Genomic DNA, 13,744 nt, shown 5'->3' with positions numbered 1-13,744 from the left:
TCGAGGATGTCCGGGCCCGCCAGATGCCACCCACCCTGGTGTTCATCCAGGTGCCCGAGGGCAAGACCGTGAAGAACCGGCTTCACCTCGACGTCAGCCCGATCGATGGCAGCACCCAGGACGAGGTTTCCAGATTGCTCGGCCCCGGCGCCACCAAGACGGATGTGGGCCAGGGCCCAGGCCGAAACTGGGTGGTCATGGCAGACCCTGAGGGAAACGAGTTCTGCGTCCTACGCACCCTGGCACCGCAGAACTAGGCCGGGAGCGGGCACCCGTGCCCCGTCACACACGGCAACTGTCACGTTGCCGAGAAGGCCTCATGGAGCTCCCACTCGACATGCACTTCAGTGACATGGGACGCCCTTGACAAGGGATGTCTGACTCGGAAGGCCCCGGGCCGAGCGGGCGGACGCGCGGCCGGACGGCCCGCGTCGAGCCGGACCCGCCGCCCGGGGCGAAGGCGCTACTTCTCCAAAACGCCCGAGGAGGCGATCTCGATCTTTGCGCGGGTGGCGCCGGAACGTGAGCCGAGGGACTCGATCTTCCTCACCAGGTCCTGGCCCTCGACGACTTCGCCGAAGACCACGTGCTTGCCGTCCAGCCAGGGTGTGAGGACCGTGGTGATGAAGAACTGCGAGCCGTTGCTGTTGGGGCCGGAGTTTGCCATGGACAGCAGGAACGGCTTGTCGTGCTTGAGCTTGAAGTTCTCGTCGGTGAACTTCTGGCCGTAGATGCTCTTGCCGCCGGTGCCGTCGCCGCGGGTGAAGTCGCCGCCCTGGAGCATGAAGTCCGGGATGACACGGTGGAAGCCGGAGCCCTCGTATCCGAAGCCGTGCTGGCCGGTGGCGAGCTCGCGGAAGTTCTGCGTCGTCTTGGGGACGACGTCGTCGTACAGCTTGAAGACGATCCGGCCCGCGGCGCTGCCGTCAATGTTGATGTCGAAGAAGACGTTGGTAGACATAGGGGGATCCTGTCATGGCGCCGCGTACTGCACTGGAGCCACCCCGGTCCGCCAAGGTCGCGGAGGCCGTCTTCACCCGGACTTGCGTATCCGGAACCAACCGCCGAGGTCCGCCGGGTCACCGACTTGGGAACGGCCGCGTTCGGGTGACCGGTCCGCGAGAACGGCAGGGCATGGCACATCCCGGCGGATCCGGACGGCAACGAGTTCTGCGTTATGGCCCCTAGAAAGCGCCGTCTACCGGACGGGGCCATGACACGGCAGGGCCATACCGCGGCCCGCGCCAACCTGCGGTTACCGCGTTGCGGCGGCCAGTGCCGCGCGGATGGCGTCCTCGCCGACCGGCCGGCCCTTCTCGTTCGAGAAGGGTCCGTACGGGGTCCCCCACACAGGCGCGCCCGTCGCCTGCCGCCAGCTGTCGGCCGGCGGTCCCGCGTCCACCACGCTGTACCCGATGGATTCGATGAATTCGGTCACCGCCGCCTTCGCCGGCGTGGAGTCCCCGGCGATCGGCAGGTAGGAGCGGTCGGCCGCCCCCGCCGGGCGGGCGAGTGACAGCAGGTGCTTGAAGAAGATGTTGCTGAACGCTTTCACGAGCATGGCGTCCGGGATGTACCGCAGTAGCAGTTCGCTCGAGGTGAGCGACTTGCTGTCGAGCTCGGGGATGTGCCCGCCACGCTCGGGGCCGTAGTTGCACGTGTCGATGACCGTCTTCCCGGCCAGTGACGCGGCGGGCAAGTCGGGGAACACCTTGACCGGCACCGTGACCACGACGATGTCACCGGCCGCCGCGGCCTCCCCGCTCGTCGCCGCGGACGCCCGCGGCCCCAGTTCCGCGGCCGTGTCCGCGAGCGTTTCGGGACCGCGCGAGTTGCTGAGCACGACCTGGTGCCCGGCCTCGATGGCGAGCCGCGCGACAGCACTGCCGATGTGTCCGCTTCCGATGAATCCCACAGTTGTCATATTCTCGGCGTCCCTTCAGAAGAGCCGAACCCTTGTCATTTGCCGGACTCGTTGCGATTCGGGGCCCTGCCGTCAACTGGCGGAGAAGTAATGGCCGTTGTCCAAATCGGCGAGCAGGCCGGGCTGAGCGGGTTCCCATCCGAGGGTCCGGCGGGTGATGTGATTGGACGCCGGGTAGCTCTGCGTGACTACGTTCGCGAGAAACCCGAAGTATCCCGGCACCATCAGTACGTCCGTGGGAACGCTCACGGTGGGCAGGCCCAGACGGCTGCCGATGGCCTCGGCGATCTCGCGGAGCGGGACGCCCCCGTCCCCAATCGCGTGCCAGTATTTGCCGGCCGGCCCCTTCTCCAGCACCAAGCGGAACAAGGATGCGACATCGCGGACGTGCACGGCGTTCCACAGGTTCGCGCCGTCTCCGGGGTAGCCGACGAAACCCTTCTCCTTCGCGAGCGCGATCAGCGTCGGAAGGAAGCCGGCACGATCGGTCGTGCTGTGCGCGATGTTGGCAATCCGCACGACCGAAGACCGCACTCCCCGCTCGGCGAGGCCGACTACGGCGGTTTCCACGACGTTGCGAACCCGCAGCGTGCCCTTGTACTCATCGCCGCCGGGAAGGGCCGGGTCCTCCTCGGTGGCGGGCCGGCCCAGGTTCCCCGGCGAGCCTATGCTCCCCGCCGCGACCAGCGGCTTTCCGGTTCCCGCCAGTGCTTCGCCGTACGCGAGCATGATCGGGAGCTCCGCGGCGGCCACGGCGTCGATCCCGCCGGAGGGAAGCAGGTCCTGCCTGTGCGCGACGTGGATGGCGCCGTCGGAGTCCGCGGCCGCCTCCTTGAGCCCGTCGAGATCCTCGAGGTCGCCGCGACGCACCTTCGCGCCGAGCGCGGACACCGCCGCCGCGGCCGTGTCCGACCGGGCCAGGCCGGTGACCTCGTGCCCGGCGGCGATGAGCTCGGGGATGATGTAGGAACCGGAATGGCCGGTCCCGCCAGTGACGAAAACGCGCACGCTACTGCTCCTTGTGAATGATGTGGCGTGAGAAGTGGTGGTGCGGGTGCGCTCAGCCGAGAATGCTGACGCCGAGGAAGAAGTTGGTGTGCTTGACGGAGTGGGCGACGAGGCCCAGTTGCAACAGGCCGACGTTCTCCAGTGCCCGCGCCATTGCCAGCTGACCGGTGTCCAGCGGGCGCAGTCCCAGGCTCTCGATGAACGCCGACACGCGTGTCTTCGCCCGCGCGTCGTCGCCGGCGATGAACACGTCCAATGGGCGACCTTCGGCTGGGCCGGCCGCCAGAACATGGGAGAACAGGGTGTTGAACGCCTTGACGACATGCGCGCCGGCGGGGGCGGCCTTCGCGATCTCCTGCGCGCCGGAACTGCCGTCAGGGGTGACAAAACCCTGCAAATCGGGGGAGACGGGGTTGGTGATGTCGATGATGACCTTGCCCTGTAGTGCGTCCCCGTACTTGCGCACCACAGCCGCCGCGTTGGCGTACGGCACGGCGAGGACGACGATGTCCCCGGCCGGGGCGGCGCCGGCCGCCCCGACTGTGGCGTCGCCGAGCGCGGCGGCCAATTCCTGGGCCTTGGCCGGGTCGCGGCCGATGATCTCGACGGCATTGCCACCGGCGAGCGCCCGGTCGGCCAGGGCGCCGGCCATGTTCCCCAGGCCGACAATGCTGATGCTGCTCATTCGTGTGCCTGCTTTCTGGAGCTGCATAGGACGCCATGCCCACGCCGTCGTTTTCAACGATTGCGTCGTCAACGCAGTTGAATGGCGCGATGGACGGCGCCCAATTCCTGACGTGCTCATTCTGGGCCTGGTCCTGCTATCAAGTTTCGATCTCGAATTCTTGTGCCGAATTCGTTCGACCCCATTGGGTACCTATTCAGGTTGCCATTGGCCTGAGTGGGTGTCCAAGACCTCTTTAAGGCGTGGTGATACCTTGAAGGCATCACCGGACCGGGAGGCGCCATGGATCTGGACCTGCGCAAACTGCGTTACTTCGTCGCCGTGGCCGACCAGTTGCACTTCGGCCGCGCCGCCGACGAACTGCATATCGCGCAGCCGGTGCTCAGCCGGCAGATCCGTGCGCTCGAGCAGGATCTCGGCGCCTCGCTGTTCACCAGGGATCGCCACGGCGTAGCGCTGACCGACGCGGGCCGACAACTGCTGGCCGACGCCGGTCCGCTGCTCGCCTCCGCGCACGCGGTCCGCCGCCGGGTGTCCGTGGCCGCCCGCGGCAGCCGGCGGCTGACGGTCGGTTTCCGGGCCGGCATCCCGGTCATCCCGGCGGCGCGGGCGTTCGAGGCCCGGCACCCGGACGTGGTCGTGGACGTGCAGCGGATCGAATGGGACGACCAGGCCCCGATGCTGCTCGACGGCCGCATCGACGTCGGCTATGTGCGGCTGCCCATCGACGAGGCCGGCCTGCACGTCACCCCGCTGTACACCGAGCCGCGGGTGGTGGTGCTGCCCACCGGCCACCGGTTGGCCGGCAAGGAGGAGGTCACCGAGGCCGACCTGACCGGAGAACCGCTGGTCTGGCATGCCGACCCGAGCACGCAGCCCACCAGGCGCCCGCACCCCAACGCCGGGTACCTGGTGCGCGGGGTGGACGAGATGCTCGAGCATGTCGCGGCCGGCCGGGGCATCTCGTTCCTGGCCCGTTCGGCGACCTTGTTCTACTCACATCCGGACGTCGTCTATGTGCCCATCCCGGATATGGCGCCAGACCAGGTGTGCCTCGCGGTGGCGGCATCGCACACGTCGCCGGTGGTCGATGACTTCTTCACCGCGGCTCAGTCGACGGCCGAGATCACAGCGGAATGCGGGAACTATGAAATGTGGCAGCTTGGAGGCGAAGCCGCTTCAAAGCACGGTTGAGCAGTGCGAATGACAACACCTCGCCAACAGGGGCACGCGGCCACAGCAATGGCGAAGGCATTGAGCTCGGGGCGGAGGCGATGCCGGCGTACAGTGAGAAGCGAAATCGTCGCGCGGCCGCTTTCCAGGCTGATGAAAATCGTGATCTCGTTGAATTCGTCAAAGGAATTGTCGATCAATTCCGCGAGACACTTCCACTCCTCGATCTCAATGAGAACCGTTTGCGCTCGCCGGTGGCGTCGTCGACCCGCCGGTCGTTCACTCGGGGTGCGGTGACCTCGACCGGTCCGGCCGCGGTGACCACAGTGCGGGGCCGGTGGTGCCCGATGCGGACCACCAGACGGCGCCCGGCCGCATCGGTCTCAGCCGCCAACTCGGCGAACCGGCTTGCACCGGGCGTTGTCAGGGGCATCAGGCACACTGCGCCGTATGAACTTGGCGACCGCGTACGACTACGCCTGGATCCGCACCTCGCCTCTCTTCCGCCATGCGATGGAGAGTGGATACACCCTGACACTGATACGGGGGCGAACCCCGCGCGAGGTGCTGCGTGCGATGGAGGCGGAACCGCGAGGCACCGGGGAGGGAACGGCCGGGCTGGTCGAGGCGGATGACGCCCACCGCGCCGAGGTGGACTACGACTACGGGGACGAGTCCTACGTCGCGGGCGTCTTCAGCGCTCCGGGCGAGAACGGTGACTGGACAATGGTCCTCGGCTTCGACGGGGGCTTGGGGATCGCGGGCACGTGCGTGGAGACGCTGTCGCAGGGCGGCCGGGTCGTGTCGCACTCGACCAACGGTGGCAAGCCTATCCACCTCTTCCACTGGTTCGAAGACGGTGAGCTTCGTACGACGTTCGAGGGTCCCTCGTCGCGCGACGGCAACACGCCCGATGAACTGGTCCCCCTGCTGCGGGAAGTCGGCTTCCCCCTGACTGCCGAGGGAGAGCACGACGAGAGCGCCCCGGACGTCGACCGGAAGGCGGCGGTGCTCGCTCTGGCCGAGAGACTCACCGGCATACGCGTCACCGAATCCCTCCTCCGGGACGCGACGTACGAACTGGGACTCGTCCCCGAACAGCCCGCCGAGGAGTGGACCGGTGTGGTCATCGACATCACCGATGCCCACGGAGAGCGCCTGTACAGGGAATGGACATACGAGGAGATCGCGACGGCGTCGGACCGCGCACGGGCGGAGGCAGACGCGCCGGTCGTCATCACCCACAACGAGCCGTCGGCCACGGATCGTTCGGAGCACGAGACGGGGGAGTAGCGGGCGGGCGCATGGATGGTGCCCCGGCGCACTCGCCGCCCTCTGGATGGTGTTTGCTGCCAGTCTTCCGCCGGTCGACCGGCGACGGACCAGTCGTGTCTCCCCTCTTTTTGGCGCGGACGTGGGAGCCGTCCACGCGCGCGTCCAGTCGAGTTCGCCGGCCGTGTGCAGTTCGGCGAGCGGGATACGGTGCAGCGGCTCGACGACTCCGGCCTTCTGCCAGCGGTCCAGACGTCGCCGACAGGTCTGTCCGGAGCCGAAACCGAGCTCCGGCGGCAGGAGTTGCCAGGCGATGTCCTGACCCAGGACGTACAAGATGCCCTGCAGCCGCACTCTTCGCGCTCCCGGGGCCGATCCACAAGTTCTGAGCATTGCTCCGTGCGGAAGGCACGCCACGACTTCATTCGTGCGACGCCGCGCTCGACCGATGCCCGGGCTGCGGACAGCGCGCGGCTGAAGCGGACACAGAGGCGACGGCCGGCGCGAGGCCGACCGTCGCTGCGGGCATGTCGCCGGGGCGACACCCCATGGGCGGTGCGCTGTGGTCGTACAGGGAACGCCGACCCGATCTGTCAGGGGGCTACGGCGCGGCCGGTCTGCGGAGAGATCCTTCCGGCGCACAAGCCGCGGGCGGTCAACCCCTGCGCGATACGGGGGATCGCGGCCCGCGAGTTGGCGGACCAGTCGTGCATGAGGATGATCTGGCCGTTGCCGAGCCGTCCGGCGGCCTGGACGATGGCATCCGTGCCGGCGCCGTTCCAGTCCTGTGAGTCCACGTCCCAGATGATCTCGGTCAGACCGTACTTGGCCTCGACGGCCTTCACCGTCGAGTTCGTCTCGCCGTACGGAGGCCGGAACAGCTTCGGCGTACCGCCGCCCGCGGCCGCGATCGCCTGCTGGGTCCGGGAGATCTCCGAGTCGATCTGTGCCTGGCCGAGCTGGGGCAGATGGGGGTGGGTGTAGCTGTGGTTGCCGACCCACATGCCGGCGTTGACCTGTGCCCGTACCTGGGACGGGTTGGCGGCGGCGTACTGGCCCTGGTTGAACATCGTGGCCCGCAGCCCGTTCTGGGTGAGCGCGTTGAGCAGGGCCGGTGTGTTGCCGGACGGGCCGTCGTCGAAGGTGAGCCCGACGTATCCGTTGCAGGCGGCGGCCTGCGCCGGGGCGGCGTTCACGGTGAGCGTGCCCGCGGCGATCAGTGCGACGGCGGCGAGCGTCGTCGGCAGGGGATGTAACGCGAGCGGTGTCCGGGTGCTCATGCCGACACCGTGATGTTGGAGCTGCCGCTGCTCTGGTATCCCTCGGTCGCGAGGATCATGTAGTAGCTGAAGCTGCCGAGCCGCATTCCCGCTCGCGCCCAGGCGTCGAAGTGGTTGCCGGTGGTGACGGTGCCGCCGGTCCTCTTCGACTGCCGGACACTCCAGTACTGATTGAAGGTCTTCGTGCCTTCGACGGACGGGGCGTTGTACCGCGTCGTCTGGTAGATGTCGTACGTGCCGCCGTCGCTGGTGACGGCGCCCTTGTACGTTCCCGTGGGCCGGTAGGTGCCCCAGTTGTCGACGACGTAGTACTCGACCAGCGGGTTGGACGTCCACCCGTAGAGGCACAGGTAGGCGTTGCCGGACGGGCTGAAGGAGCCCGAGTAGGACACGGTCCTGCGGCTGCCGTTGCTCCACCCCTTGCCGGCGACGAAGTTCCCGGTGTTCCGCCAGGTGGTGCCGTAGTTGCCGCCGGAGCCCAGGTTCATGGAGACCGTGCCCTGCGCGTCGGTCCAGAACGAGTAGTAGTAACCGTTGTTGGTGCCGGTCTGGTTCGTGGTGACGACCGTGTCGGCGCGGGCCGTGCTGGGCAGAGCCAGCGTGGTCGCGGCGCCCAGCAGCATGGCGCAGGCCTGCCTGCGGCTTGGCTGTGCAGGTATGAGGTTCATGTGCGGGTTTCCTCCGTCTTCCACGGGCGGGGGTTTGGTCCGACAGTGTTGACCTGCACTCGTCAAGCGTCAATAGTTTCGCACTCGATTACGAAACATTCGTGCAGAACTCGGTGTCTGCGGAGACGATAAGGCCTGCTCGTAGGCATGTTCGGGTTTATCGATGTGGCATGAGATTGATGCCTGGTTGCTGAAGATCGAATATGCAGGTTGCGTCTTCGAATGTTTCGAACGGGTCCGGAGTAGTTGGAAGCCCACCCCTCACCGGTGGAAGGGGGCTTTCCACCGAGCACGGCCGGGAACACAGGTGATCAGTGTGATCAAAGGCGTCGGTGAACACCGGCTCGGTCTGCGGTTGCCCGACACCGATCCGCGCACCGAGATCGGACGGCTGGGCCGGGTCCTGAACTCCATGCTCGACCGTCTCCAGAAGGCGCTGCTGGCCCGCGAGGCCTCCGAGGCCAGGCTGCGCCGGTTCGTCGCCGACGCGGGGCACGAACTGCGCACCCCGCTCACCGCCATCCAGGGCTATGCCCAACTCGCGCTGCGCCCGGAGCGACGCCCGGCGCAGGAACTGCAGGAGGCCAACCGGTTCATCGCGCAGAACGCGGAGCGCATGAGCCTGCTCGTCGACGACCTCCAGCTGCTTGCCACCCTGGACAAGGAACCCTCCTACCGGAGGGAACGGGTCGACCTGCTGTCCCTGGCTGCGGACGCCGTCAGTGCGACTGCCGTCCACCGTGCGTCCCATCCCGTCGGCCTCGGCCCGCTGCACACGGCGGCCGATCCCACCGGAGCCGAGGAACTCGACGTCGCGGAGACCGTCGGCGACCCGCACCGACTGCGGCAGATCCTCGAGAACCTGCTGTCCAACATGGCCGGGCAGCATCAGGCATGAGCCGGTTCGTGTCCAGCAGCCGGATGCTCAGGCGCCAAGAGTTCATGCGCGAGGGTTTCGAACTTCGCCGGGCACAAGCCCAGTTGGCGTGGTCGCCCGTGGGCGTTCTGTGGTGTCTCGATCCTGCCGGTGCGCGGCAGTTTCACGACGATTCGCGCACCACGAGTTCGGTGGGAAGAACGACGTGCTGACGCGGCTCTTCGGGATTGCTGATCTCTTCCAGGAGGATGCGGGCGATCGTGTTGCCGATCTCCTCGATGGGCTGACGCACGCTGGTGAGGGGCGGGTTGCTGTGCCGGGCGATGATGGAGTCGTCGAATCCGACCACCGCCACATCGCCGGGAACGCTGCGCCCCTGCCTGCGCAGCTCCGCCAGCGCACCTGCCGCCATGACGTCCGAGGCGACGAACACGGCGTCGAGCGTGGGGAGTTGTTCAAGGAGTGAACGCATCGCCGCCTCGCCGCCCTCCTCGGTGAAGTCGGCCGAGACCACGAGGTGCTCCGTGGCTTCGTGGCCCGCCTTCTCGAGGGCCTCGCGCCATCCCTGGAGCCGGCTGCGCGCCACGTCCATGTCGAGGGGGCCGCTGATCGTCGTGATGGTCCGCCGTCCGCGAGCGAGGAGGTGCCCGACGGCCGCAGCGGCTCCGCCCGCGTTGTCGGAGTGCACATGTCTGAGCGACTCGGCGGGAGAGCGGCGCCCGGCGAGCACCGTGGGCAGACCCATGTCCTCCAGCAGGCCGGGCAGCGGGTCGTGCTCGTGCACCGAGACCAGGAGCACTCCGTCGACCCGCCGCTCCGCCACCGACTCGGTAAGCTGGTCCCGCTCGGCCTGGTCGCGTACGAGGACCAGTTGGAGCTGCGTCCGGGTCTTGGCGAGCGCGGTGCTGACCCCGCGGATGACCGCCGAGAAGTAGGGCTCGGAGCCCAGTCTGCTCTCCGACTCGGGAATCACGAGGGCCACGGAGTTCGTCCGGCTCGTCACGAGCCCCCGGGCAACCGAGTTCGGAACGTAGTTGAGCTCGGCGATGGCGGCGAGCACGGCGGCCTTGGCCTTGTCGCTGACGAGCTCCGAGCCGTTGATGACTCGTGAAACCGTGGTACGTCCGACCCCGGCGCGCGCGGCCACGGTCTTGATGGTCGGGCGTTGGCTGCCCCCCATGTCGCCTCCTCGCTTGCGCGGCGCCCGAACGGCTTCCACCAGCGCATTGTGCCAGACCCGCCAAGAGCGTCAGCAGGGTCCGGGGGCAGGGGTGCGACATCTTCCGGCAACGAAGTTGCTTCAACTTCTTGACAGGAGCCTTTTGCGGCGGCCACGCTTCGAGCCTCCGAGTGGGCACGTTCCCAATGACATTTGGGAACGTGCCCACTGGGACAAATCGGGTCCTACGGAGCGGACCGTGGGGCTCGAACTCCGGTGCGTCAGCGCCGCCGCTAGGAGGACTGAATGGGCAAGGCCCGAAGGAAGTTGCGTACACGAGCCGTGGCCGCCATATCGGCTGTGTCGGCTCTCGGCCTGGTCGTGGGCTGCGGAAGCAGTGACAGCGGGGGGACCGGTGGGGGAAAGAAGGACGGCAAGGTCACCATCACCATGGGGCTGTTCGGCGTCATGGGCTTCAAGGAGACCGGCCTGCTCGACAAGTACATGAAGGAGCACCCGAACGTCGTCATCAAGGCGGACGTCGCGGGTGACGAGCAGACCTACTACACCGCCCTGCAGACCCACTTGGCCGCCGGCAGCGGGCTGAAGGACATCCAGGGCATAGAGATTGGTCGGGCCAAGGAACTCTCGGACGCGCAGAAGGACAAGTTCGTCGATCTGGCCGGCGTGGCCGGCACGGACCACTTCCTGCCGTGGAAGCAGAGCCAGGTCACCACCGCGGACAAGAAGGTCATCGGCCTGGGGACCGACATCGGTCCGATGGCGGTCTGCTATCGCAAGGACCTTTTCGAGCAGGCCGGCCTGCCCACCGACCGCGACGAGGTCGCCAAGCTGTGGGAGGGCGACTGGTCGAAGTACGTCGACGCGGGCAAGCGGTTCAAGCAGAAGTCGAAGGACGACAAGGTCGCCTTCATGGACAGCTCCAGCGGGCTGTTCAACGCCATGATCTACGGAAACTCCCAGCAGTTCTACGACAAGAAGGGCGAGCTGATCTATGCCACCAACCCTGTCGTGAAGGACGCGTGGAAGCTGGCCTCCGAGGCGGCCACGTCCGATCTGACCGCCAAGCTCCGCCAGTTCCAGCCCGGCTGGGACCCCGGCCTGGCCAACAGCACCTTCGCCAGCACTGTCTGCCCGGCGTGGATGCTCGCGCACATCAGTGAGAAGGCGGGCCCCAAGAACAAGGGCAAGTGGGACGTCGCAAAAGCGCCGAAGGGCGCCAACTGGGGTGGAGCGTTCCTCGGCGTGATGGAGAAGAGCCCTGTGAAGAAGGAGGCGCAGGAGCTCGTCGCCTGGCTCACCGCCCCTGAGCAGCAGGCCTACCTCTTCAAGGAGATCGGCAACTTCCCCTCGTCGCAGACCGCGCTGGGGATGCCCGAAGTGGTCGACGCCAAGTCCGACTACTTCAGTGGCGCGCCCATCGGGAAGATCTTCAGCACCGCGGCCAAGGAGATCCCGGATGAGCAGGTGCTCGGCCGCAAGGACGGCACCATCAAGGACATCTTCTCGCAGGGACTGACCTTGATCGAGGCGCAGAACAAGAGCCCGAACGAGGCATGGAAGACCACGGACAAGCGCATCGAGAAGGCCGCCGGCTGACCTCGGGCCCCGTCGCCCACCTCCGCAGCAGTCCGGCGTCCCACGCACGGCCCCAAGTGGGCCGCCGGGCCCCTGCCCTCCCCGTCACCCTCCAGGAAGGACGCCTTCCGGTGGCCATCTCCACCCCGACAACCCCAGACGGTGCGCCCGGTGCCGCCCCGCCGGCCGGGTCCGGCACCGGCGCGGAGCATCAGCGGCGCAGTACGCTGCTGCACCGTCTCGACGTGCGCGGCGCCCCGTACGCCTTCGTCGCCCCGTTCTTCGTCGTCTTCGCCGCCTTCAGCTTCTACCCGCTCATCTACACCTCGTGGATCTCCCTGCACCGCGTCGAACTGTCGACCCTGAACCTCATGGAGTGGGTCGGCTTCGACAACTACACGGCCCTGTGGGAAGACGACCGTTTCTGGAACGCACTGCTCAACACGTTCACCATCGGTGTCCTGTCGACCGTGCCGCAGCTGTTGATGGCGCTCGGGCTGGCGCACCTGCTCAACTACCGGCTGCGTGGCTCGACGTTCTTCCGCGTCGCCGCCCTCACGCCGTACGCCACGTCGGTGGGTGCCGCGGCCCTGGTGTTCACGATGCTCTTCGAGCGCGACTTCGGCATGATCAACTGGATGCTGAGCCTGGTCGGCGTCGACAACGTCGACTGGGAGAACAACAAGTGGGCCGCGCAGACGGCCATTTCCACGATCGTCATCTGGCGCTGGACCGGCTACAACGCCCTGCTCTACCTCGCGGCGATGCAGGCGATCCCACGCGACCGCTATGAAGCCGCGGCCATCGACGGCGCCTCGCGGTGGCAGCAGTTCCTGACGGTCACCATCCCCGGCATCCGCTCCACCATCGTGTTCACGATCGTCCTGTCCACGATCGGCGCCACCCAGCTCTTCGGCGAGCCCCTGATCTTCGGCCAGGGCCCGAACGGCATCACCGGGGGAGCGGACAACCAGTACCAGACGCTGGGACTGCTGCTGTACGAGGAGGGCTGGAAGAACTATCAGATGGGCCGGGCCGCCACGGTCGCCTGGGCGATGTTCCTGCTGCTCATCGTGGTGTTCGTCGTCCAACGACTTGTCACGCGCGTCATCGCGCGCAAGGGCTGACCGGGAGATCTCCATGACCACTGACAGCATCCCGGTCCAGACGCCGGACGCACGCTCCGGCACCGCGCAAAAGGCGCGGAAGGACACCCCGCCCGGCCGGCGGAGCCGACAACTGTTCCGGCACCCGGGTGCCGGACGTCAGCACCACGCGGGTCCCGTCGCCTACATCCTGCTGGGGATCGCGGCGCTGTTCTCGCTCTTCCCGCTCTACTGGACGATGGTGGCGGCGTCGACCGACAACACGCGCGTCACCCAGACGCCTCCGCCGTTCCTGCCGGGACCCCATCTTCTGGAGAACCTCGGCAAGGCCTGGCAGGACGCCGCGCTGGGCAAGGCCATGCTCAACAGCCTGATCGTGGCCGGCGTGATCGCCCTGTCCACGGTGCTGTTCGCCACCCTTGCCGGCTTCGCCTTCGCGAAACTCCGCTTCACGGGCCGCAACATCCTGCTCATGCTCGTGATCGGCACGATGCTGGTGCCGCCTCAACTCGGCGTCGTACCGCTGTTCATGATGATGACGGATCTGGGCTGGGGCCAGCAGCTGCCCGCCGTCATCTTCCCCACGCTCGTCAGCGCCGTCGGGGTGTTCTTCATGCGGCAGTACCTCAGCGAGGCGCTGCCCGACGAACTCGTCGAGGCCGGCCGCGTGGACGGTGCGCACTCCCTGCGCATCTTCTGGAGCATCGTGCTGCCGATCGCCCGGCCGCCCATGGCCGTCCTGTTCATGATCACGTTCGTGCACGCCTGGAACGACTTCTTCTGGCCGTTCATCGTCCTCGACATGTCCAACCCGACGGTGCCCGTCGCACTCACCCAGCTGAGCGCGGGATACATACGCGACCAGTCACTGATCATGGCGGGCGCCCTGCTCGGCACCCTGCCACTGCTCGTCATGTTCATCGTCTTCGGCCGCCAGATCGTCGGCGGAATCATGCAGGGAGCGGTCAAGGGATGAGCGCCCCACCGTCCCCC

General features: G+C 67.3%; 14 protein-coding genes and 3 pseudogenes. 7 read left to right on the top strand and 10 right to left on the bottom strand.

The window, feature by feature from the left end; genetic code table 11:
- A partial coding sequence (locus tag O3Q52_RS34425; RefSeq protein WP_269652565.1) for a VOC family protein occupies positions 1-257 on the top strand: 257 nt, incomplete at its 5' end.
- 206 nt (positions 258-463) lie between these two features.
- Here O3Q52_RS34425 and O3Q52_RS34420 read toward each other — a convergent pair.
- The 4 genes from O3Q52_RS34420 to O3Q52_RS34405 form a co-directional block, all read right to left on the bottom strand.
- Positions 464-961, bottom strand: coding sequence for a peptidylprolyl isomerase (locus O3Q52_RS34420; RefSeq protein ID WP_269652564.1), 498 nt, complete (start codon positions 959-961; stop codon positions 464-466).
- Between the two features lie 294 nt (positions 962-1,255).
- Positions 1,256-1,915 carry an NADPH-dependent F420 reductase gene (locus O3Q52_RS34415; protein WP_269652566.1) on the bottom strand — a complete coding sequence of 220 codons (660 nt, stop codon included), beginning with the start codon at positions 1,913-1,915 and terminating at the stop codon, positions 1,256-1,258.
- A gap of 81 nt (positions 1,916-1,996) precedes the next feature.
- Positions 1,997-2,932 carry an SDR family oxidoreductase gene (locus O3Q52_RS34410; RefSeq protein WP_269652563.1) on the bottom strand — a complete coding sequence of 312 codons (936 nt, stop codon included), beginning with the start codon at positions 2,930-2,932 and terminating at the stop codon, positions 1,997-1,999.
- Between the two features lie 52 nt (positions 2,933-2,984).
- Complete coding sequence (locus tag O3Q52_RS34405) at positions 2,985-3,617, bottom strand: NADPH-dependent F420 reductase (RefSeq protein ID WP_269652562.1); 633 nt, start codon at positions 3,615-3,617, stop codon at positions 2,985-2,987.
- A 282-nt stretch (positions 3,618-3,899) separates the two neighbouring features.
- Between O3Q52_RS34405 and O3Q52_RS34400 the strand changes: the two genes are divergently transcribed.
- Positions 3,900-4,811, top strand: coding sequence for a LysR family transcriptional regulator (locus tag O3Q52_RS34400; protein WP_269652561.1), 912 nt, complete (start codon positions 3,900-3,902; stop codon positions 4,809-4,811).
- 211 nt (positions 4,812-5,022) lie between these two features.
- Here O3Q52_RS34400 and O3Q52_RS34395 read toward each other — a convergent pair.
- Positions 5,023-5,160: pseudogene (locus tag O3Q52_RS34395) on the bottom strand (IS256 family transposase); the annotation flags it as partial.
- Between the two features lie 80 nt (positions 5,161-5,240).
- Between O3Q52_RS34395 and O3Q52_RS34390 the strand changes: the two are divergent.
- A complete protein-coding gene (locus tag O3Q52_RS34390) occupies positions 5,241-6,083 on the top strand; it encodes a DUF6461 domain-containing protein (protein ID WP_269652560.1) in 843 nt (280 codons plus the stop codon).
- A 46-nt stretch (positions 6,084-6,129) separates the two neighbouring features.
- Here the strand turns inward: O3Q52_RS34390 and O3Q52_RS34385 are convergent.
- The 4 genes and pseudogenes from O3Q52_RS34385 to O3Q52_RS34370 all read right to left on the bottom strand — a co-directional run.
- Positions 6,130-6,455: pseudogene (locus tag O3Q52_RS34385) on the bottom strand (transposase); the annotation flags it as partial.
- Positions 6,449-6,538 (bottom strand): annotated as a pseudogene (locus O3Q52_RS34380) (IS5/IS1182 family transposase); the annotation flags it as partial. The pseudogenes O3Q52_RS34380 and O3Q52_RS34385, both read right to left, overlap by 7 nt.
- Before the next feature lie 117 nt (positions 6,539-6,655).
- Positions 6,656-7,342 carry a polysaccharide deacetylase family protein gene (locus O3Q52_RS34375; RefSeq protein ID WP_269652559.1) on the bottom strand — a complete coding sequence of 229 codons (687 nt, stop codon included), beginning with the start codon at positions 7,340-7,342 and terminating at the stop codon, positions 6,656-6,658.
- Positions 7,339-8,010, bottom strand: coding sequence for a glycoside hydrolase family 11 protein (locus O3Q52_RS34370; RefSeq protein ID WP_269652558.1), 672 nt, complete (start codon positions 8,008-8,010; stop codon positions 7,339-7,341). The genes O3Q52_RS34375 and O3Q52_RS34370 overlap by 4 nt, the downstream gene beginning before the upstream one ends.
- Before the next feature lie 307 nt (positions 8,011-8,317).
- Between O3Q52_RS34370 and O3Q52_RS34365 the strand changes: the two genes are divergently transcribed.
- Positions 8,318-8,908: a HAMP domain-containing sensor histidine kinase gene (locus tag O3Q52_RS34365; RefSeq protein WP_269652557.1), complete on the top strand. Its 591-nt coding sequence runs from the start codon at positions 8,318-8,320 to the stop codon at positions 8,906-8,908.
- 142 nt (positions 8,909-9,050) lie between these two features.
- Here the strand turns inward: O3Q52_RS34365 and O3Q52_RS34360 are convergent, their stop codons facing one another.
- Positions 9,051-10,067 carry a LacI family DNA-binding transcriptional regulator gene (locus tag O3Q52_RS34360; RefSeq protein WP_269652556.1) on the bottom strand — a complete coding sequence of 339 codons (1,017 nt, stop codon included), beginning with the start codon at positions 10,065-10,067 and terminating at the stop codon, positions 9,051-9,053.
- 285 nt (positions 10,068-10,352) lie between these two features.
- On the opposite strand from O3Q52_RS34360, the gene O3Q52_RS34355 reads away from it, so the two are divergent.
- The 3 genes from O3Q52_RS34355 to O3Q52_RS34345 all read left to right on the top strand — a co-directional run bounded on the left by O3Q52_RS34355 (position 10,353) and on the right by O3Q52_RS34345 (position 13,727).
- On the top strand, positions 10,353-11,666 hold the full coding sequence (locus O3Q52_RS34355) for an extracellular solute-binding protein (protein ID WP_269652555.1): 1,314 nt from the start codon (positions 10,353-10,355) through the stop codon (positions 11,664-11,666).
- A gap of 110 nt (positions 11,667-11,776) precedes the next feature.
- Positions 11,777-12,772 carry a carbohydrate ABC transporter permease gene (locus O3Q52_RS34350; RefSeq protein WP_269652554.1) on the top strand — a complete coding sequence of 332 codons (996 nt, stop codon included), beginning with the start codon at positions 11,777-11,779 and terminating at the stop codon, positions 12,770-12,772.
- Between the two features lie 13 nt (positions 12,773-12,785).
- Positions 12,786-13,727, top strand: coding sequence for a carbohydrate ABC transporter permease (locus tag O3Q52_RS34345; protein ID WP_269652553.1), 942 nt, complete (start codon positions 12,786-12,788; stop codon positions 13,725-13,727).
- Positions 13,728-13,744: the final 17 nt, after the last annotated feature.

The organism is Streptomyces sp. ActVer (assembly GCF_027270795.1).
GTDB lineage: Bacteria > Actinomycetota > Actinomycetes > Streptomycetales > Streptomycetaceae > Streptomyces > Streptomyces umbrinus_A.
This window is presented reverse-complemented; position numbering and strand designations above follow the sequence as displayed.